At 71.2% G+C, this 19222-nt stretch carries 17 protein-coding genes; 8 read left to right on the top strand and 9 right to left on the bottom strand.

What is annotated here, in order from left to right; genetic code table 11:
• Positions 1-19 precede the first annotated feature (19 nt).
• The 4 genes from AUL35_RS05025 to AUL35_RS05010 all read right to left on the bottom strand — a co-directional run bounded on the left by AUL35_RS05025 (position 20) and on the right by AUL35_RS05010 (position 5032).
• The gene (locus AUL35_RS05025) at positions 20-1003 is read right to left on the bottom strand and encodes a cytochrome c1 (RefSeq protein ID WP_082666123.1); all 984 of its coding nucleotides are present in this window, start codon (positions 1001-1003) and stop codon (positions 20-22) included.
• A gap of 23 nt (positions 1004-1026) precedes the next feature.
• Positions 1027-2325: a cytochrome b N-terminal domain-containing protein gene (locus AUL35_RS05020; protein ID WP_062012665.1), complete on the bottom strand. Its 1299-nt coding sequence runs from the start codon at positions 2323-2325 to the stop codon at positions 1027-1029.
• Between the two features lie 13 nt (positions 2326-2338).
• Positions 2339-2935: a ubiquinol-cytochrome c reductase iron-sulfur subunit gene (gene petA / locus AUL35_RS05015; RefSeq protein WP_156417837.1), complete on the bottom strand. Its 597-nt coding sequence runs from the start codon at positions 2933-2935 to the stop codon at positions 2339-2341.
• Positions 2936-3154: 219 nt separating this feature from the next.
• Positions 3155-5032, bottom strand: a complete 1878-nt coding sequence (locus AUL35_RS05010; RefSeq protein WP_062012661.1) for an ABC transporter ATP-binding protein — start codon at positions 5030-5032, stop codon at positions 3155-3157.
• A gap of 138 nt (positions 5033-5170) precedes the next feature.
• Here AUL35_RS05010 and AUL35_RS05005 point away from each other — a divergent pair, with 138 nt between their 5' ends.
• The 3 genes from AUL35_RS05005 to AUL35_RS04995 all read left to right on the top strand — a co-directional run bounded on the left by AUL35_RS05005 (position 5171) and on the right by AUL35_RS04995 (position 7271).
• On the top strand, positions 5171-5710 hold the full coding sequence (locus tag AUL35_RS05005) for a tRNA (cytidine(34)-2'-O)-methyltransferase (protein ID WP_082666119.1): 540 nt from the start codon (positions 5171-5173) through the stop codon (positions 5708-5710).
• A gap of 144 nt (positions 5711-5854) precedes the next feature.
• Entirely contained in the window at positions 5855-6760 is a 906-nt protein-coding gene (gene hemF / locus AUL35_RS05000) for an oxygen-dependent coproporphyrinogen oxidase (RefSeq protein WP_062012660.1), read from the top strand.
• A 322-nt stretch (positions 6761-7082) separates the two neighbouring features.
• Entirely contained in the window at positions 7083-7271 is a 189-nt protein-coding gene (locus tag AUL35_RS04995) for a DUF1059 domain-containing protein (RefSeq protein WP_062012656.1), read from the top strand.
• A 70-nt stretch (positions 7272-7341) separates the two neighbouring features.
• Here the strand turns inward: AUL35_RS04995 and AUL35_RS04990 are convergent, their stop codons facing one another.
• From AUL35_RS04990 to AUL35_RS04980, 3 genes are read right to left on the bottom strand one after another with little or no spacing between them, the layout of a single operon-like run.
• Complete coding sequence (locus AUL35_RS04990; protein WP_062012654.1) at positions 7342-8586, bottom strand: CCA tRNA nucleotidyltransferase; 1245 nt, start codon at positions 8584-8586, stop codon at positions 7342-7344.
• Complete coding sequence (locus AUL35_RS04985) at positions 8583-9221, bottom strand: CoA pyrophosphatase (protein ID WP_082666118.1); 639 nt, start codon at positions 9219-9221, stop codon at positions 8583-8585. Before AUL35_RS04985 ends, AUL35_RS04990 begins: the two co-directional genes overlap by 4 nt.
• On the bottom strand, positions 9218-9784 hold the full coding sequence (locus tag AUL35_RS04980; protein WP_062012650.1) for a DUF1285 domain-containing protein: 567 nt from the start codon (positions 9782-9784) through the stop codon (positions 9218-9220). Before AUL35_RS04980 ends, AUL35_RS04985 begins: the two co-directional genes overlap by 4 nt.
• Positions 9785-10014: 230 nt before the next feature.
• Between AUL35_RS04980 and AUL35_RS04975 the strand changes: the two genes are divergently transcribed.
• From AUL35_RS04975 to AUL35_RS04960, 4 genes are read left to right on the top strand one after another with little or no spacing between them, the layout of a single operon-like run.
• The gene (locus tag AUL35_RS04975; protein WP_062012648.1) at positions 10015-11028 is read left to right on the top strand and encodes a MoxR family ATPase; all 1014 of its coding nucleotides are present in this window, start codon (positions 10015-10017) and stop codon (positions 11026-11028) included.
• Positions 11029-11033: 5 nt separating this feature from the next.
• Entirely contained in the window at positions 11034-11945 is a 912-nt protein-coding gene (locus AUL35_RS04970; protein ID WP_062012646.1) for a DUF58 domain-containing protein, read from the top strand.
• Complete coding sequence (locus AUL35_RS04965; RefSeq protein ID WP_156417836.1) at positions 11945-14815, top strand: DUF4159 domain-containing protein; 2871 nt, start codon at positions 11945-11947, stop codon at positions 14813-14815. The genes AUL35_RS04970 and AUL35_RS04965 overlap by 1 nt, the downstream gene beginning before the upstream one ends.
• Positions 14816-14825: 10 nt before the next feature.
• Complete coding sequence (locus AUL35_RS04960; RefSeq protein WP_062012644.1) at positions 14826-16904, top strand: hypothetical protein; 2079 nt, start codon at positions 14826-14828, stop codon at positions 16902-16904.
• 7 nt (positions 16905-16911) lie between these two features.
• Here the strand turns inward: AUL35_RS04960 and AUL35_RS04955 are convergent, their stop codons facing one another.
• The gene (locus AUL35_RS04955) at positions 16912-17424 is read right to left on the bottom strand and encodes a GNAT family N-acetyltransferase (RefSeq protein WP_062012637.1); all 513 of its coding nucleotides are present in this window, start codon (positions 17422-17424) and stop codon (positions 16912-16914) included.
• 303 nt (positions 17425-17727) lie between these two features.
• Here AUL35_RS04955 and AUL35_RS04950 point away from each other — a divergent pair, with 303 nt between their 5' ends.
• Positions 17728-18720 (top strand): glutathione S-transferase family protein, encoded by a 993-nt coding sequence (locus AUL35_RS04950; RefSeq protein ID WP_062012634.1) that lies wholly within the window; start codon positions 17728-17730, stop codon positions 18718-18720.
• Position 18721: 1 nt separating this feature from the next.
• Here AUL35_RS04950 and AUL35_RS04945 read toward each other — a convergent pair whose 3' ends face one another.
• Positions 18722-19186, bottom strand: a complete 465-nt coding sequence (locus AUL35_RS04945; protein ID WP_062012632.1) for an NUDIX domain-containing protein — start codon at positions 19184-19186, stop codon at positions 18722-18724.
• Between the last annotated feature and the right edge of the window lie 36 nt (positions 19187-19222).

Below are 19222 nucleotides of genomic sequence, written 5' to 3'. Positions count from 1 at the left end.
GCGACGCGTGCGGCTCGGGTCAGTGCGGCGTCGAGGCCCAGACCCGGTTCTTGACGAGATAGAGCATGATCGCGAAGCCGATCAGGAAGATCATCACGATGAAGCCGGTCGCCTTGCGCTCCACCAGATGCGGCTCGGCGGCCCACATCAGGAAGGCGGTGACGTCGCGCGAGTACTGCTCGACCGTGGTCGGCGCGCCGTCGTCGTAGCTGACGGCCCCTTCCGAAAGGGGCGCGGGCATGGCGAGCGCGGGACCCGAGATGAAGTGCGGGTTGTAGTAGGTACCCGGCTGAACCGTGACGTTCTCGGGCACGGGCTCGCCGTAGCCGGTGAGAAGGGCGTGGATGTAGTCCGGTCCGGCCTCGGCATACTGCGTGAACATGTCGAACACGAAGTTCGGGAAGCCGCGCTCGACCGCACGCGCCTTTGCGATCAGCGACAGGTCCGGCGGATGGGCGCCGCCGAGCGCCGCCGCGGCCGCTTCCGGGTTCGGATAGGGCGAGGGCAGGCGGTCGGACGGGATGCCCGGACGCTGGAAGCTCTCGCCCTGCGCGTTCGGCGAGGGATCGGTGACCTGGTACTCGGCGGCCAGCGCCCGGACTTGGTCCTCGCTGTAGCCCAGCGCCTCGAGGTTGCGGAACGAGACGAGGTTCATCGAGTGGCAGGTCGAGCAGACCTCCTTGTAGACCTTCAGACCGCGCTGCAGCTGCCCGAGGTCCCAGTGGCCGAACGGGCCGGCGAAGCTCCAGTCGACATAGGCCGGCTTCTTGAGCGGATAGTGCGGCGTCGCGTGCTCGCCGCCATGCTCGGAAGCGCCGCCGACCGCCGCTTCCGCACCCTTGGCGCTTTCGGGCGCCGAGCCGGGTGCCGCGCCCTCGATGGGAGCGGGCGAGATGCCGGCCTCCGCGGCGCTGGGTGCGGCCTCTCCTTGCGCGAAGGCGGGAGCCGAAAGGCCGGCGAGCACGACGCCCGCCGCCAGAAGGGCCGAATGAAGACGGTTCATGATGGGGTCCTTGCGGGTCTTCATCAGCCTTTGGTTTCCGGTGAGGCCGCCGCTCCGGCGGGCAAGCCATGCGCCGCGCCGTGCTTCTTGAGCACCGCCTCGGTGATCGAGTTCGGCAGCTTGCGCGGCGTCTCGATGAGGCCGAGTACCGGCAGAACGATCAGGAAGTGGGCGAAGTAGTAGATCGTGCCGATCAGCGACAGGGTCGGATAGATGCCCTCGGCCGGGCGCGAACCGAGCCAGCCCAGGATCACGGCATCGGCCGCGAAGATCCAGAAGAAGATCTTGTAGATCGGACGGTAGTTCGTCGAGCGCACGCGGCTGGTGTCGAGCCAGGGCAGGAAGAACAGGATGATGATCGAGCCGAACATCACCAGGACGCCGCCGAGCTTCGAGTCGATCGGGCCGATGTTGAAGGTGATGGCGCGCAGCATCGCGTAGAAGGGCAGGAAGTACCATTCCGGAACGATGTGGGCCGGCGTCTGCAGCGGGTTGGCCGGGATGTAGTTGTCCGGGTGGCCCAGATAGTTCGGCAGGTAGAAGACGAAGTACGAGAACAGCGCCAGGAACACCACCATGGCGAAGCCGTCCTTGATGGTGGCGTGCGGGGTGAAGGGCACCGTGTCCTTGGACGACTTGATCTCGACGCCGGTCGGGTTGGTCTGGCCGGTGACGTGCAGCGCCCAGATGTGGAGGATGACCACGCCCGCGATCATGAAGGGCAGGAGGTAGTGGAGCGAGAAAAAGCGGTTCAGCGTCGCGTTGTCGACCGCGAAGCCGCCGAGCAGGAGCGTCTGGATCGCCTGGCCGATCCCCGGGAAGGCGGTGAAGAAGCCGGTGATCACCGTCGCGCCCCAGAAGGACATCTGGCCCCAGGGCAGGACGTAGCCCATGAAGGCGGTCGCCATCATGAGAAGGAAGATGATGACGCCCAGGATCCACAGGACCTCGCGCGGCGCCTTGTAGGAGCCGTAGTAGAGGCCGCGGAAGATGTGGAGATAGACGGCGATAAAGAAGAACGAGGCGCCGTTGGCGTGCATGTAGCGCAGGAGCCAGCCCCAGTTCACGTCGCGCATGATCTGCTCAACCGACTGGAAGGCGAGGCCCGAATTAGCCGCGTAGTGCATGGCGAGCACGACGCCGGTCAGGATCTGCGCGCCCAAGAACAGCGCGAGGATGCCACCGAACGTATAGGCGTAGTTCAGGTTGCGCGGCACCGGGAAGGCGACGAACGAATCGTAGAGGAGGCGCGGCAGGGGCAGGCGCGCATCCAGCCAGCGCATGATGCCGGGCGACGGGACGTAGGAGGAATGACCGCTCATGGGTTGAACTCCGTCAGCCGATTCGGATCGTGGTGGGGGTGGCGAAAGTGTAGAGCGGCACGGCCATGTTCTCGGGCGCGGGTCCCTGCCGGATGCGTCCGGCCGTGTCGTAGGTCGAGCCGTGGCACGGGCAGTACCAGCCGTCGTAGTCGCCCGACTGGCCGAGCGGGACGCAGCCCAGATGCGTGCACACGCCCACCATCACGAGCCACTGCTCCTGGCCGGGCGCCGCGCGGTTGACGTCGGTGGCCTGCGCGTCGGCGGGAAGGTTTGCATTGCGCGCGACCGGGTCCTTGAGGTCGCCGAGGTTGACGTTCTTGCCTTCCTCGACCTCCTGCGCGGTGCGGTGGCGGATGAAGATCGGCTTGCCGCGCCACTTGGCGGTGATCGACTGGCCTTCCGCGACCTGGCTGACGTCGACGTCGACCTGGGCGAGCGCCAGCGTGGCCGCGTCCGGGTTCATCTGGTCGATGAAGGGCCAGGCGAGCGACGCCGCGCCCACGACGCCCGCGGCCCCCGTCGCGATGTAAAGAAAGTCGCGGCGGGTGGGTTCGGTGGTCTCTTCGACGCTCACGGGACTTGCTGCTCCATCCAGACGACGGCCGGGCATGAGGGGCCGCCGGTTCGGCCGGCTGAAGCGGACAGACGCGCGTGAAAACGCATCTGCGGCACCCCCTCGTCGCCGGGCTCGGTTTTCGAGCGGATTTCTTAGGCGCGGGCCTAGAACTTGTCCAGATCAGCCCTCCAACCGACGCCACTATGTCGCTTGTGCGGCGAACGGGTCACAAGGTTCGGAGAAGTTCCGCCTGGTCCGCCCCGCAAGGCGCTCTCATTCGGCGGCCCGCCGGTCCGCTTCGCCCCCCGCGTCCGCGTCGATGAAGCCCCCGACCTGCCGGTGCCAGAGCCGGTTGTAGAGGCCCTGGCGCTCCAGAAGCTCCGCGTGGGTCCCCTCCTCCACGATGCGGCCCCGGCCGAGGACGACGAGCCGGTCGAGCGCGGCGATCGTCGACAGGCGGTGGGCGACCGCGATCACGGTCTTGCCCTCCATCAGGCGGTAGAGGTTTTCCTGGATCGCCGCCTCGACCTCGGAATCGAGCGCCGAGGTCGCCTCGTCGAGAAGGAGAATCGGGGCGTCCTTCAGCATCACGCGGGCGATGGCGATGCGCTGGCGCTGGCCGCCCGACAGCTTCACGCCGCGCTCGCCGACCTCGGCATCCAGTCCCTGCGCCCCGGTGCGGTCGGCCAGCGCCTCTATGAAGCCGCGCGCCTCGGCGCGGTCGATCGCGCGCGCCAGATCCGCCTCGGAGGCGTCGGGGCGCCCGTAGAGAATGTTCTCGCGGATCGTGCGGTGAAGAAGCGAGGTGTCCTGCGTGACGACGCCGATCTGCCGGCGCAGCGAGCTCTGTGTGACGCCCGCCACGTCCTGCCCGTCGATCGTGATGCGTCCGCCCTCGACGTCGTGGAAGCGCAGGAGGAGGTTGAGGAGCGTCGACTTGCCGGCGCCCGAGCGCCCGACGAGGCCGATCTTCTCGCCCGGGCGAATCGTGAGCGTCACGCCGTCCACCACCGGGCCGGCGTCGCGGTTGGGCGCGGCGAGCGCGTAGGAGAAGCGCACGTCCTCGAACCGGATCTCGCCGTGCGTGACGCGCAGTTCCCCCGCCCCCGGCCGGTCGGCGAGGAGCACGGGCTGCGTGAAGCTCGCCATGCCGTCGCGGATCGTGCCGATGTTCTCGAAGAGCTCCGAGACCTCCCACATGATCCACTGGCTCATGCCGTTGAGGCGAAGGACGAGGCCGATGCCGAGCGCGACCGCGCCGACGCTCACCGCCCCTTGCGTCCAGAGCGCGATGCCGATCGCGCCGACGCCGAAGAGCAGCAGCGAGTTCAGCGTGTAGAGCCCGGTGAAGAAGAGGTTGATCAGCCGCCCCTGCCCGTAGACCGTGACGAGGAACTCGCGCATCGAGGCGCGCGCATGGGCGGCCTCGCGCTGCGTGTGGGCGAAGAGCTTCACCGTGCCGATATTGCTGTAGCTGTCGACGATGCGCCCGGTCATCAGGGCGCGCGCGTCGGCCTGGGCGGAGGCGATGCGCATGAGCCGGGGCACGAAGACGCGCAGCAGCGTTACGTAGACGCCGAGCCAGGCGACGAACGGCAGCACGAGGCGCCAGTCGGCCGACGAGACCATGACCACGATGCCGGTGAAGTAGACCGCGACGTAGAGCATGACGCCGATCGACTTCATGACCGTCTCGCGCACCGCGAGCGCGGTCTGCATCAGCTTGGTGGCGATGCGCCCGGCGAACTCGTCCTGGAAGAAGCCGAGCGACTGGTCGAGGAGCCAGGTGTGGACGCTCCATCGGAAGCGCATCGGGAAGTTGGCGAAGATCGCCTGGAACGAGACCAGCGAGGCGAGGAAGGTGAGAACCGGCAGCCCGACGAGGACCACGGCCGCGATCAGGGCGAGGCGCCCGCCCTCGTCGCGCAGGAAGGTCGCTCGGTCGGCCGCCGACAGCCAGTCCACGATCTGGCCGAGAAAGGCGAAGAGCGAGACCTCGGTGACCGACACGAGGACGGTCGCGACCGCATAAAGCAGAAGAAGCGGCCAGACCGGACGCGCGTAGTGCCACACGAAGGGCCAGAGCCGGCGCGGCGGCTGGGGCTGGTCGCTGGGAAACGGGTCGACGAGCCGTTCGAAAAAGGAGAACATCGGTGGAATTGTCCGGCAGGTTCGGGCGACGGCCGGCAAGGAGGCAGCAGACGCGAAAGACGAGGTCGGGCCTGTTATAGGACGAAACTTCTCGCGTTTCACGACGGGCCGCCGCGCCCGCGCCGGACCCCTCGCCCCATGAGCCCTTCGCCCGACAGCCTCCCGCCCCCGAGCCGCTTGCCTTCGGGCTTTTCGCCATCCGGCTTTTCGATCGTCCTCTACCAGCCCGACATCGCCGGCAACACGGGCACGATCCTGCGCATGGGCGCCTGCCTCGGCATCGGGATCGAGATCGTGGAGCCGGCGGGCTTCGACGCGAGCGACCGGAACCTGCGGCGCGCAGGGATGGACTACCTGGAGCTCGCGCAGCTGACCCGGCACGTCGACTTCGAGAGCTTCGAACGGGCACGCCGCGAGGCCGGGCGGCGCCTCGTGCTCCTGACGACGCGCGGCGATACGGCGCTCGGCGCGGCCCGCTTCCGGCCCGGCGACGCGATCCTCTTCGGGCGCGAGAGCGCGGGCGTGCCGGAGCATGTCCACGAGCGGGCGGACCTGCGGCTGCGCATTCCCATGCAGGAGGGCGCGCGCTCGCTGAATCTCGCCGTCAGCGCCGCGATCGCCGCCGGCGAGGCGCTGCGCCAGCTGCGCGCCGACTGGACGCAAAGGGCCGCGCCCTAGGCCGCCGCGTGCAAAGTCGGTGGACATCGCGGTCCGCAAGGCGCTCGTAAGTCTCCCCACGCTTTCCAAGCCCCGTCGCCGCTGCTACGCGCGTTGACAGGCAGGATGCCAAGCCTTGAGCCCTCGCGGGGAGAAACGGGAGCGATGGAACGCCCACAACAGCCCCAGGGACTGCCCGAGAACCTCGCGGAGAAGAAGGAGCTCGCCCGCAACTGGTTCGAGGCGCTGCGCGACCGGCTCTGCGCCGCCTTCGAGGCGCTGGAGGACGAGTTCGGCGACTCGGCGACGCCCGCCGGCCGCTTCGAGCGCACGCCCTGGACGCGCGAGAGCGGCGGGGGCGGCACCATGGCCATGATGCGCGGCCGCGTCTTCGAGAAGGTCGGCATCCACGTTTCCACCGTCCACGGCGAGCTTGCCGAGGACTTCGCCTCGCAGATTCCCGGCGCGGCGGGCGCGGACCGCTCCTTCTGGGCGTCGGGCGTGTCGCTGATCGCCCATCCGCTCAATCCCAACGTGCCCGCCGTCCACATGAACACGCGCATGGTGGTCACCACCGGGCAGTGGTTCGGCGGGGGGGCGGACCTGACGCCCGTGCTCGACCGGCGCCGGACCGACGAGGACCCGGACACGCGCGCCTTCCACCGCTCGCTGCGCTTCGTGTGCGAGCGCCACGGGGCGGTGGCCGACTACGAGCGGCTCAAGACCTGGTGCGACGAGTACTTCTTTCTGCCCCACCGGAACGAGCCGCGCGGGGTCGGCGGCATCTTCTACGACTGGCTCCACTCGCCCGAGGAGAAGGGCGGCTGGGACGCCGACTTCGCCTTCACGAAGGATGTCGGCAAGGCCTTCCTCGTGGTCTACCCGCATCTCGTGCGGCAGAACGCCGGCCTCTCCTGGACGGAGGCGGATCGCGAGGAGCAGCTCGTGCGCCGGGGCCGCTACGTCGAGTACAACCTCCTCTACGACCGCGGCACGCTGTTCGGCCTCAAGACCGGGGGCAACGTCCACTCGATCCTGAGTTCCATGCCGCCGACCGTGCGCTGGCCTTGAGGCCGCGCGTGGCATTAGCCGCAACCGCTTCGTAACTTTTTCGTTGCGTGGCTCGGTAAAGGCCTGTCCCACGCCCGCGCGGCCTCCACATCAGGCTTGTGCGGGGCGACCCGTCTGCTAAGACTAACATCACACACAAACACGAGCGGAAACGTTTCGTGCGCCCCTCCGGCCCCGCCGCCGGACGGCTCGTTCGGTCGCGCCTCCATGGCAGACAGAGCGGAAAACGGCGGGCAGGCAGGCAGTGCAGTCGACCCATTTTCCGCGAGCGGGCGTCTCGGTCACGGCCGATCCCCGCTGCAAGGCTACCAGGGAGGTTGTCATGTACGAGTTGAATTGCGCCGGCGTGATTCCGGGCTGTGACCGGGTGATCCGCGCCGAATCCGAGGCCGAGGTGATCCGCAGAGCCGTGATCCAGGCCAAGCAGCTGGGCGTCGAGACGATCACCCCGCGCATGATGGACGCCTTCCGCCACGGCCTTCACGTCATGCCGACGACGACGCGGCACTGAGCCTCATCGCATCTTCCGCTGTTTCGACGGGCCGCCATCGCGCGGCCCGTTTTCGTTTCCGCTTTTCACCTCAGGCGTCGGCGCGATCCAGCAGCGCCTCGCGGCCGAGCGCGAAGCCGCTCTCGGCCCAGAGCCGCCGCAGCCGGTCGAGCCGGCGGCCGAGCTCGGGCCCGGCGGCGACGCCCCGCTCCATCAGGTCGTTGCCCGAGACCGGAAAGGGCGGCGGGTCGAAGCGCTCGGCCTGCGCGAGGCGCGCCGCGGTTCGCGCAAGGCTCGCCAGCGCCGCCGGGTCGCCCTCGGCCTTCGGCCGCGCCAGCGCCAGGCGCAGGGCGAGACGGTCGGCGAGCGCCTTCGGGTCGCCGAACAGGAGGCGCGCCGTGAAGGCCCCCTCGCTCTCCTCCTCGCCCGGCTCCTCGGCCTGTGCGAAGCGCACGAGCCGGTCGCGGTCGGCGTTGGAGAGCCTGAGGCGGCGGGCCAGCTCGGTGAGGCGCGCGGCATCGGGCGGGACGATCGCCTCGAGGCGCCGCATCGGATCGGCCGGCCAGCCGAGCGCCCCTTCCGCCTGCACGAGCGGGTGGATCGCGTCGATGCCCCAGCGCTCGCTTTCCGGCAGGACGGCCGAGAGAACACCGGTCTGCCGCATCCAGAGAAGCGCGCGGGCGGGATCGGGCGCCGCGAGAAGCTTGCGCAGTTCCGCCCAGACCCGCTCCGCGCTCAAGGAGCCGAGGTCGTCCTTGGCGCGGGCGCAGGCACGCAAGGCGTCCGTGTCGGGCCGACCCGAGCCGTACCAGGCGAAGAAGCGGAAGAAGCGCAGGACCCGCAGCCGGTCCTCGGCGATGCGCTGCGCGGCGTCGCCGATGAAGCGCAGCGTGCCCGAGGCGATGTCCGCCGTGCCGCCGACGAGATCCAGCACCTCGCCGGAGGCATCGCAATAAAGCGCGTTGATCGTGAAGTCGCGCCGCTCGGCGTCGTGCCGCCAGGAGCGGCCGAAGCGCACCACCGCGTGCCGTCCGTCGGTCTCGACGTCCTCGCGCAGGGTCGTCACCTCGAAGGCGCGCCCTTCCGCGGTCACCGCCGTCACCGTGCCGTGTTCGATGCCGGTCGGAACGGCCCGCAGGCCGGCGCCCTCGATCCGCCGGACGGTCTCCTCGCGGGGCGTCGTCGTCGCGATGTCGATGTCGGTGATGGGTCGGCGCATCAGCGTGTTGCGCACCGCGCCGCCCACCACGCGCGCCTCCTCGCCCCCGGCCAAGAGGGCATGGAGAAGCCCCTGCAGCGCGGGTTCGCGCAGCCAGTCCGCCTCGATGCGTGTCATGTCGGATAGAGCCTTTCGTAGAGCCCGCGCAGGATGCCGGCGGTCACGCCCCAGATGTGCCGCTCGGCGAAGGGCATCACGTAGAAGTGGCGCATATGCCCGCGCCAGAGCCGGCTGTCACGCCGGTGGTTGGCCGGGTCCATCAGGAAGCGGAGCGGCACCTCGAAGATGTCGGCCACCTCCACGTCGTTGAGGCGCGGCGTGAAGCGGGGGTCGACCCGCCCGACCACCGGGTGGATGCGGAAGCCCGAGGTCGTGCGATAGCGCGGCAGAGCCCCCAGGAGATCGACCTGCGCGGGCTCGAGGCCGATCTCCTCCCAGGCCTCGCGCAAGGCCGCTTCCGCGGGGCCCGCGTCCTCGGGATCGATGCCCCCGCCGGGGAAGCTGATCTGCCCCGCGTGCTGTCGCAGGTGGGCCGCGCGGGTCGTGAGCAGCACCTGCAGCCCGGCCGGCCGGTCGAGGATGGGAACCAGCACGGCCGCCTCGCGCGGCGCCGCCGCCAGCCACGCCTCGGCCCCGTCCGGGTTGAGGCGGTGGTCGCCGTCCTCGCCGTCGGCGGGCGGCAGCGTGTCGGCCAGCCGGCGCACGCGGGCGCGAAGGTCCGCCTCGTCCGCCTCCGGCAAGGTCTCCCTCACGCGACCGCCAGGGCGAACCAGGCGCCGCCCGCCCCGATTCCCGCCTCGCCGTCCCGCTCCTCGACGAGTTCGGCCAGTTCCAGCGCCAGGGCGCGGGTAAGTCGCGCCCAAAGGCCGCCGCGAACGAGGAGGCTCGGGCGAAAGCCCTCCCGTCCGTCCTCGAGCCGCAGCGGATGGTCCGGCCCCGCCTCCACGACGTCGCCCACATTGGTGCGGAACACGAGACGGCGGTCGCACCCCTCGCCGGTCGCGCTCATCTCGACCGCGAGAAAAGGCAGATCGGCGACGGTAACCGTGAGGCGCTCGCCGGGCGTCACGAGAACATAGGCACCGTCCGGCTCGCGGCGCAGGATCGAGGACAGGAGCGCGACCAGTTCGGGCCGGCGGACCTCGGCGCCCTCGTGCACCCAGCGGCCGTCGGCCTCGATCACGAGGTCCATCGCGCCGCAGGAGGGCGGGTTCCAGCGCTCCACCGGCGGCGCGTCGCGCCCGGCGCGCCCGGCGCGCGAGAGCAGGGCCTCCAGCGAGACGCCGGCGGGAACGGGTGCGACCTGTTGCGGCATGGCGCGGATTCCTTCGGGCGGCGCGGGCGGCGAAAGGGCGTTTCCGCCCTGGCGCGCCGGCCTTTCCGTCTTATTTCGGCCAGTCTTGAGCGTCACGAAATAGTTGCGCCCCGCCCGCTTGCCAGGACGGCGGCGCCCCGATCCAATGAGCCCGTCTCGCTTCCCGAGGCTCCCGGTGCGTCGCGGCCCCTCCCCGCCCGCGCCCTCGAACCCCAAGGACAGACCCGAAGATGACGACGCTCGCCCCGCCCCACGCTGCCGCGCAGGACCCCGCCCACATGGTGGCCGAGGCCGAGCGCGCGCTTCACGACATCGCCGCCGCCCGCGCCATGGTGGGCCGCGTGATCTTCGGGCAGGAGAGCGTGGTGGAGCAGACGCTGGTCGCGATCCTGGCCGGCGGCCACGCGCTTCTCGTCGGCGTGCCGGGCTTGGCCAAGACCAAGCTCGTCGAGACGCTCGGCACCGTCCTCGGTCTGGACGCGCGCCGCGTCCAGTTCACGCCCGACCTCATGCCCTCCGACATCGTGGGCACCGAGGTGATGGACCAGGACGCCGGCGGCCGGCGCTCGTTCCGCTTCGTGCGTGGCCCCGTCTTCGCCCAGCTCCTGATGGCCGACGAGATCAACCGCGCGAGCCCGCGCACCCAGTCGGCGCTTCTCCAGTCCATGCAGGAATACCACGTGACGGTGGCCGGCGAGCGGCACGACCTGCCCGCGCCCTTCCACGTGCTCGCCACCCAGAACCCGCTGGAGCAGGAGGGCACCTACCCCCTGCCCGAGGCGCAGCTCGACCGTTTCCTCCTTCAGGTCGACGTTCACTACCCCTCGCTCGATGCCGAGCGGCGCATCCTTCTCGCCACCACGGGCGTGGCGGAAGATCGCGCCGCGGGCGTCATCTCGGCCGAGCGGCTGCGCGAGATCCAGGCGCTCGTGCGGCGCATGCCGGTTCCCGAGCGCGTGGTGGAGGCGATCCTTGCGCTGGTTCGTTCGGCCCGTCCCGGCCACGGGTCAAAGGAGGCCGACGCGCACGTGGCCTGGGGCCCGGGCCCCCGCGCCTCCCAGGCCTTCATGACCTGCGTGCGCGCCCGCGCGCTCTACGAGGGGCGCCTTGCGCCTTCGATCGATGACGTGCGGGCTCTGGCCGAGCCGATCCTGCAGCATCGCATGGCGCTGAACTTCTCGGCCCGCGCGGAAGGGGTGGGCGTGCGGGACGTGGTCGCGGCGCTGGCGCGCGCGGCGGCCTGAAGTCCATGCCGGTCGGCGAGACCCAGACCGCCGAGGCGAGCGACGGCGCCCTTCTCAAGGCGCGCGCGCAGGCCGCGCTCCTGCCCGATCTCCTGGTCGAGGCGCGGCGCGTGGTCGCCACGGTCACGAGCGGCTGGCACGGACGCCGCCGCCGGGGACCGGGCGAGACCTTCTGGCAGTTCCGCCCCTTCGTCGACGGCGAGGCGGTGAGCCGCATCGACTGGCGCCGCTCGGCCCGCGACGACAGCGTGTACCTGCGCGACCGAGAGTGGGAGGCCGCCCAGACCGTCTGGCTCTGGGCCGACCCCTCACCCTCCATGCTCTACCGCTCGAAGCAGGCGACCGCCTCCAAGGACGCCCGCGCGCTGGTGATCGTCCTGGCGCTGGCCGAGCTTCTGGCGCGCTCGGGCGAGCGCATCGGCTATCCCGGCGTCATGGACCCGGTCTCGGCGCGCAACAGCGCCGAGCGCGTGGCCGCCAACCTCGCCTCGGCGCGGCCGGAGGGCGGCCTCCCGCCCGCGGACCGGATGCGCCGCTTCAGCGAGGCGGTTCTGGTAGGCGACTTCCTCGACCCGATGGAGGCGCTGACCGAGCGTATCGACGCGATGGCGGGCGCGGGCGTGCGCGGTCATCTCGTGCAGGTCTGCGACCCGGCCGAACTCGCCTTTCCCTACCATGGCCGCACCGAATTCCGCGATCCCGAGACCGGCGCCAAGCTGACGGCGGGCCGGGCCGAGGCGCTGCGCGAGGAGTACCAGCGCTTGTTCGACGCCCGCCGCCTCTTTCTCGCCGACCATTGCCGGCGGCTCGGCTGGAGCCACGTCCTCCACGTGACCGACCGGCCAGCCTCGGAACCCCTGATCGCGCTCCATGCCCGGCTCGGCGGCCTGCCGGCGCAGAGTGGAGCCCGCGCCTGATGGGGGCCCTTTCGTTCGGCGCGCCGCTGGTGCTGGTCGGCCTCCTGGCGCTGCCGGCGATCTGGTGGCTCCTGCGCCTCACCCCGCCGCGCCCCCAGACCGAGGCCTTTCCACCACTGCGCATCCTCGAGCGCGTCCTGAAACGCGAGGAGACGCCGTCGCGCTCGCCCTGGTGGCTGACGGCGCTGCGCCTTCTCCTGGCGCTTCTCGTGATCCTGGCGCTCGCCGCACCGATCCTCAACCCGCGCGAGGACGCGCTCGGCTCGGGCGACGGGCCGGTGGTGGTGATGCTGGACAACGGCTGGGCGGGTGCGGAGCGCTTCGCGGAGCGCCGCGAGGCGGCCGCCGGCCTGATCCGCGAGGCGGGCCAGCGCGGGCGTCCCGTGTCGCTCCTCCTCACGGCCGAAGGCGCCGACAACGATCCCGCGCCCGTCGAGGCCGCGACCGCGCTGGAGCGCCTCGAGGCCGCCGAGCCGCATCCCGTGCCGACGCGCCGCGAGGCGGCGGCCCAGCGCCTGGCGGCCCTCCCGGCTCTGAACAATGCCAGCCTCGCGCTTCTCACCGACGGACTCGACACGGCCGACACGGCTGCCGCCGCCGAGCGGCTGCGCGCCCTCGGCCTGTCCGGCGGTCTCCTCTACCGACCCTCCGTCGAAGGCATGGTGGGCCTCACCTCGGCCTCGAACGGCACCGAGGCGCTGACCGTTTCCGGCATCCGGCCGGAAGGCTCGACGCCCCAGCCCCTGGCGGTTCCGCTTCGTGCCCTCGACCGGCAGGAGCGCGAGATCGGCCGCGCCGACCTCGTCTTCGCCGCCGGCTCGACAGCGGGCGAGGCGCGCTTCGCGGTTCCGGTCGAGCTGCGCAACGACATCGCCCGCATCGAGCGCGAGGGCCTCGGCAACGCGGCCGGCGTGCGCCTCGTCGACGACAGCTTCCGCCGCCGCAAGGTCGGGCTGGTGTCGGGCGAGGCGGCCGACATCGCCCAGCCGCTCCTGTCGCCGCTCTACTACATCACCCGCGCGCTGGAGCCCTTCGCCGACCTCATGCGCGCGCAGAGCGCGGATCTTGCCACCGCCATCCCGCAGCTCGTCGCCGAGCGCCCCTCGATCATCGTGCTCGCCGATATCGGCGTCATGCCGGAGGCCGCGACCGAGGCGCTGGATGGCTTCGTCGAGAAGGGCGGCACGCTCGTGCGCTTCGCCGGTCCGCGCCTTGCCGCTTCCACGGCCGAGGACACGCTCGTGCCGGTGCGCCTGCGCGGCGGCGAGCGGCAGCTCGGCGGGGCGCTGTCCTGGTCGCAGCCCCAGCGCCTCGCGCCCATGGCGGCGGGAACGCCCTTCAGCGGCATCGCCGTGCCGGAGGATGTGACCGTGTCGCGCCAGATCCTCGCCGAGCCCTCGGCGGAGCTGGCGGACCGCACCTGGGCCAGCCTTGCCGACGGCACGCCGATCGTCACCGCCGCCCCGCGCGGCGCCGGCACGATCGTCCTTTTCCACACCACCGCCGAGGCGATCTGGTCGAACCTGCCGATCTCGGGCGCCTTCGTGGACATGCTCCGGCGCATCGTGACGCTGTCGCGCGGCAGCGTCGGCGCGGCCGAGGGCGAGGCGCCCCAGACCCTCCCGCCCTACCGCGTCATGGACGGAACCGGCCGCCTCGTCGCGCCCGGGCCCGAGGTGCGCCCGATCGAGATCGCGGGCGGCGCCCCCGCGCCCGCCGCGAGCCGCGAGAACCCGCCCGGCCTCTACGGCACGGCGGACGGCTACAGCGCCCTGAACCTCCTCCCACCCGATGCCGTGCTTCGCCCCCTTCCCCCGCTCGACCTCGGCGTGCCGCTTGCGGAACGGGCCTACGGCCTTGGCGATGCCACCGACCTCACGCCCTGGCTGTTTGCCTGGGCGATCCTCCTCTTCGCGCTCGACGCGCTGGCGCTTCTCTGGATGAACGGGGTGGCCGGACGCCTGGGCGCGCGGTTGCGCGGACGCGGCGCGGCCGGAGCCATGCCCGCGCTTCTCCTGGCAGCCGCGCTGGCCCTTCACGCAGGCGGCGCTCTCGCCCAGACCCCGCCCCCTGCCGCCGCCGATCCCGGCGCGGCGACGCGGGGGCTGGAGAGCCTCGACGCCGAGGCCGCGATCCGCGCGACCGAGACGACCCATCTCGCCTATGTCGAAACCGGCGAGGAGGCGACCGACCGCATCTCGCGCCAGGGCCTGTCGGGCCTGTCGCAGTACATCGCCTCGAAGACGGCGCTGGAGCCCGGTGAGCCGGCGGCGGTCGACATCGCGCGCGACGAGCTCTCCTTCTATCCCATCCTCTACTGGCCGGTTCACGCCTCGGCGCCCATGCCGAGCCCGGAAGCGATCAGCCGCGTCGACGCCTACATGAAGGGTGGCGGCACGGTGCTCTTTGACGTCGAGGGCGACGCGATGGGCGACCTCTCGGGCACGACCGTCTCGGCCGGCCAGCGGCGGCTGCGCGACATCCTCGCCGATCTCGACATTCCGCCGCTCGAGCCGGTGCCGCGCGACCACGTGCTCACCAAGGCCTTCTACATCATGGATTCGTTTCCGGGCCGCCATTCCGGCTCGGACCTGTGGGTGGAATCGCTCCAGCGTCAGGCCGACGCCGAGGCGAGGCCGGCCAGCGCGGGCGACGGCGTCTCCTCGATCATGATCACGTCCAACGACTTCGCCTCGGCCTGGGCGGTGGACGATACCGGCCTCTTCGTGTTCCCGACCGATTCCGCCGATCCGTCGCAGCGCGAGTGGAGCTACCGGGCGGGCGTTAACATCGTGATGTACGTGCTCACCGGCAACTACAAGGCCGACCAGGTCCACGTGCCCGCGCTTCTCGAACGGCTGGGACAGTGAGGATCGCCCCATGACCTGGTCCGTGAGCTTCTCGCCCTTCTTCTCCTGGACCGTGATCGCGCTTCTGGCCGTTCCGGCGGTGCTGCTGGCGCTGGCGCTCGTGATGTCGCGCCTGCGCGGCAGCCTGGTGCGGGTCGGCGCGATCTGCGCGCTGCTGCTCGCCCTCCTCAACCCGGTCGTGCTGCGCGAGGAGCGCGACCCCCTGAAGAGCGTCGTCGCCCTCGTCCTCGACCGCTCGCAGAGCCAGTCGATCGGCGAGCGAACGGCGCAGACCGACGCGGCGGCGGAAGCCCTCAAGGCGTCGCTCGCCACCCATCCCGAGTTCGAGGTGCGCACCGTCGAGGCGCGCTCGGCCGGCGAGGGCGACGCGACCACCGCCCTCTTCGGCGCGCTCCAGGGCGCGCTTCGCGACGTCTCGCCTGCCCGCGTCGCGGGCGCCGTCATGGTGACCGACGGGCAGGTCCACGACATTCCCGAGACCGCGGCGGCGCTCGGCTTCCGGGCGCCCGTCCATGCGCTCGTGACGGGCCGGGCGGACGAGTTCGACCGCCGGCTCGACGTCGTGACCGCGCCGCGCTTCGGCCTCGTCGACCAGCCGCAGTCCCTGTCCTTCCGGGTCGTGGAGGAAGGGCCGCGCGCTTCCCAGAACCCGGTGGATGTCCAGGTCTTCCTGAACGGCGACCTCATCCAGCGCCTGCAGGCCGTGCCGGGACGCGAGACCGCGATCTCGGTCACGCTGCCGCGCGCGGGCAAGAACATCGTCGAGATGGCGGCGGCCGTTGCGCCCGGCGAGATCACGCCCGTCAACAACCGCGCCATCGCGGTGATCGACGGCATCCGCGAGAACCTGCGCGTGCTGCTCGTCTCGGGCGAGCCGCATGCCGGCGAGCGCACCTGGCGCAACCTCCTGAAGTCCGACGCCGCGGTCGACCTCGTCCACTTCACGATCCTGCGCCCGCCCGAGAAGCAGGACGGCACGCCGATCAACGAGCTGTCGCTGATCGCCTTCCCCACACGCGAGCTCTTCGTCGAGAAGATCGACGACTTCGACCTCATCATCTTCGACCGCTACCAGCGGCGCGGCGTCCTGCCGACGCTCTACTACGACTACATCGCGCAGTACGTCGAGAAGGGCGGCGCGATGCTGATCGCGAGCGGCCCGGAATTCGCGGGCCCCGACTCGGTCGCCAACTCGCCGCTCGCCGCCGTGCTTCCCGCCATGCCGACCGGCACGGTGGACCAGCGCGCCTTCCGCCCGACCCTGTCGGAACTCGGCCGCAAGCATCCTGTCACGCGCGACCTGCCGGGCTCGAACGCCTCGCCGCCGAGCTGGAGCCCGTGGTTCCGCTCGATCGACATCGACCGTCCGCGCGGCGAGACCGTGATGACGGGTCCCGACGGCAAGCCGCTCCTCGTGCTCAACCGCGCCGGCGAGGGACGCGTCGCGCTGCTGCTGTCGGACCAGGGATGGCTCTGGTCGCGCGGGTATGAGGGCGGCGGCCCGCACGTGCCGCTCTTCCGCCGCCTCGCCCATTGGCTGATGAAGGAGCCGGAGCTGGAGGAGGAGGCGCTCGACGCCAAAGGCGCCGACGGGCAGCTCACCGTCGTGCGCCGGACGATCGGCGACGATCCCGGCCCCGCGACCGTCGTGACGCCGACCGGGCGCGCCGTGCCCCTCGCATTGACCCAGGGCGAGCCCGGCGAATGGCGCGGCTCGCTGCCCGCTAGCGAGCTCGGCCTCTATCAGGTCGCGAACGGCGAGCTGCGCGCGCTCGCCAATGTCGGGCCGGTGAACCCGCGCGAGTATCGCGAGGCGATCTCGACGACGCAGAAGCTCGAGCCGATCGCGGAGGGCTCGGGCGGCTCGGTGCGCCGGCTCGCAGCCGCTGCAGGAAGCGAGGTCGAGGTGCCGCGCGTCGTGCCGGTGGGCGTGCGGGCGGATGCGGCGGGCCGCGACTGGATCGGCCTTCGCACGACCGAGGAGACCGTGCTTCGCGGCGTCGACCGCACGCCGCTCTTCGCCGGCTTCCTCGGGCTCGCCGTGCTTCTCCTGGCGCTTTCGGCGACGTGGTACCGCGAAGGGCGCTGAGGCGGCCTCAGCGGCGCGGCAGTACCGCGCCGCTCGCGCCTTCCAGCGCGCCGGGAACGAGTTCGAGGCCGAGGATGCGCCGCTCGTCGACGGGACCCGGCATCCGCACGCTGCCCACCGGAAGGGGCCGGTAGCCGAGGGGCTCGTAATAGGCCCGGTCGCCGACCAGGAAGATCGCCCGCTCGCCCGCCTCGGCGGCGCGCCGCGCGGCGCGCGCCATGAGTTCGCGCCCGATGCCGCGCTTCTTGAAGAGCGGGCGCACGGCGAGCGGCCCGAGCATCACGACCGGCGTCCGGCCAATCCGCACCCGCGTCTGGCGCACCGAGCCCACCACATCGCCATGCAGGAAGGCGACGAGCGACAAGGAGGGGTCGTGCGGCTGCTGCTCGCGCACGCGCTCGGCGGCGCGCGTGAAACGTCCCGGCCCGAAGGCTTCGGCCGCGATCTCCTCGATCGCGGCGGCGTGGAGGGCGGATTCGGGGGCGTAGAGGACGTCGAGGTCCTGTTGGAGCGACAGCATGGGGGCCTTGCGGGATCGGGGAAGGTTCGCGGCGAAGGGCCCCGGACCCCGCGCGCTCAGGCGATGCGGCGGTCCCTCAGGGCCGGGTCGGGCAGATCTCGCGTCGTCGTCGCAGCATGGCTGCCCCGTTCCTCGTCACGACCCGCATGCCTCGCATGTCCGGTCGGTCGGCGCTCTTACCATCGCGGGACGCGAGCGTCCACCGGCCAGCCGCTGTTGACGATCCGTCGTGGGGCGGACGGGAACGGCATGCGCGCCTTTCGGGTATGAGGGGCGACGGACACGAGACAGGGAGACGGACGCATGGGACTTCTGGTGAACGGCGAATGGCGCGACCAGTGGTACGATACCGGGAAGACCGGCGGCTCCTTCGAGCGCACGACGACGAGCTTCCGCCGCTGGGTGACCGCCGACGGCGGGCCCGGTCCGAACGGGCAGCCCGGCGTCAAGGCCGAGGCCGGGCGCTTCCACCTCTACGTTTCGCTCGCCTGCCCCTGGGCGCACCGCACGCTGATCGCTCGCCGACTGAAGGGGTTGGAGGAGGCCGTCACGCTCTCGGTCGTGGACTGGTTCATGGGCGAGGAGGGCTGGACCTTCTCCGATCGCCCCGGCACGCTACCCGACACAGTGAACGGGGCGAAGCGCCTCTACGAGATCTATCTCGAGGCCGATCCGCACTATACCGGCCGCGTCACGGTGCCGGTCCTGTGGGACAAGCAGGAAAATACGATCGTCTCCAACGAGTCGGCCGAGATCCTGCGCATGTTCAACCGCTCGTTCCATGGGATCGCCGACGCGGGCGCGCCGGACCTTTACCCCGACGGTCTCGCGGCCGAGATCGACGCGGTGAACCAGCGCATCTACGACACCGTCAACAACGGGGTCTACAAGTGCGGCTTCGCCACGACGCAGGAAGCCTACGAGAAGCCCTTCCGGCCGCTCTTCGAGACGCTGGACTGGCTGGAGGAGCGGCTGGCGACACGACGCTACCTGATGGGCGAGCGCATCACCGAGGCGGACTGGCGCCTGTTCACGACGCTGGTGCGCTTCGATGCGGTCTATCACGGTCACTTCAAGTGCAACCTGCGCCGCATCGCGGACTATCCCAACCTACAGGGCTATCTGCGCGAGCTCTACCAGTGGCCGGGCATTCGGGAGACGGTCGATTTCCGGCACATCAAGGGTCACTATTACGAGAGCCACAAGACCATCAACCCGACCGGCGTCGTACCGCTCGGGCCCGAGCTGACGCTCGACGCGCCGCACGGCCGGGACCAGCTGCGACGCGCCGCCTGACCTACCATTCCGGCGGATAGGGTCCGCCCGCGGCGATCTCGGCAAGGCGCCGCCGCGTGGCCGGCGTGGCCTCCTCCGGCAAGGCGTCCGGGGCGAAGAACCCGCTCTCGGCGATCTCGCGGTCGGGCGCGCGCGGCGCGTCCTGACGCACGCCGTGGACTTGGTAGAGAAGCACGTGGTCGCGCCACTCGCGCCGGTTCAGGAAGACCGCGAGGAGTTCCGGGTCGGCCGGGCATTCCAGCCGTCCCTCCTCGAAGGCCTCGCGCCGGGCGGCCGCCACCGCCGTCTCGTTCGGGTCGACGCCCCCGCCCGGCAGGTACCAGCCCGACATGTAGGTGTGGCGCACGAGAAAGACGTGTCCGCGCGCGTCGAAGGCGGCAAGGCGCACGCCCAGCGTCATCGGTCGCTGCACGAGCGCGCCCGCGCGCAGGATCGGGCGCAGCGCGCGCTGAAGGCTTCTCTTCACGCGTCCACCCTTTTCGACGGGCCGCCACCGGCTAGT

This window comes from Aureimonas sp. AU4, from assembly GCF_001463765.1.
Lineage (GTDB): Bacteria > Pseudomonadota > Alphaproteobacteria > Rhizobiales > Rhizobiaceae > Aureimonas.
The sequence above is the reverse complement of the archived record's forward strand: the minus strand, read 5'-3'. Positions and strand labels throughout refer to the sequence as shown.

Coding starts and splice junctions, on each gene's coding strand:
- AUL35_RS05020 (WP_062012665.1), bottom strand. CDS start 2,325: ATGAGCGGTCATTCCTCCTACGTCCCGTCGCCCGGCATCATGCGCTGG.
- AUL35_RS04990 (WP_062012654.1), bottom strand. CDS start 8,586: ATGACACGCATCGAGGCGGACTGGCTGCGCGAACCCGCGCTGCAGGGG.
- AUL35_RS04955 (WP_062012637.1), bottom strand. CDS start 17,424: ATGCTGTCGCTCCAACAGGACCTCGACGTCCTCTACGCCCCCGAATCC.
- AUL35_RS04995 (WP_062012656.1), top strand. CDS start 7,083: ATGTACGAGTTGAATTGCGCCGGCGTGATTCCGGGCTGTGACCGGGTG.
- AUL35_RS04960 (WP_062012644.1), top strand. CDS start 14,826: ATGACCTGGTCCGTGAGCTTCTCGCCCTTCTTCTCCTGGACCGTGATC.
- AUL35_RS04980 (WP_062012650.1), bottom strand. CDS start 9,784: ATGCCGCAACAGGTCGCACCCGTTCCCGCCGGCGTCTCGCTGGAGGCC.
- AUL35_RS04965 (WP_156417836.1), top strand. CDS start 11,945: ATGGGGGCCCTTTCGTTCGGCGCGCCGCTGGTGCTGGTCGGCCTCCTG.
- AUL35_RS04970 (WP_062012646.1), top strand. CDS start 11,034: ATGCCGGTCGGCGAGACCCAGACCGCCGAGGCGAGCGACGGCGCCCTT.
- AUL35_RS04975 (WP_062012648.1), top strand. CDS start 10,015: ATGACGACGCTCGCCCCGCCCCACGCTGCCGCGCAGGACCCCGCCCAC.
- AUL35_RS05025 (WP_082666123.1), bottom strand. CDS start 1,003: ATGAACCGTCTTCATTCGGCCCTTCTGGCGGCGGGCGTCGTGCTCGCC.
- hemF (WP_062012660.1), top strand. CDS start 5,855: ATGGAACGCCCACAACAGCCCCAGGGACTGCCCGAGAACCTCGCGGAG.
- AUL35_RS05010 (WP_062012661.1), bottom strand. CDS start 5,032: ATGTTCTCCTTTTTCGAACGGCTCGTCGACCCGTTTCCCAGCGACCAG.
- AUL35_RS04950 (WP_062012634.1), top strand. CDS start 17,728: ATGGGACTTCTGGTGAACGGCGAATGGCGCGACCAGTGGTACGATACC.
- AUL35_RS05005 (WP_082666119.1), top strand. CDS start 5,171: ATGAGCCCTTCGCCCGACAGCCTCCCGCCCCCGAGCCGCTTGCCTTCG.
- petA (WP_156417837.1), bottom strand. CDS start 2,935: ATGCCCGGCCGTCGTCTGGATGGAGCAGCAAGTCCCGTGAGCGTCGAA.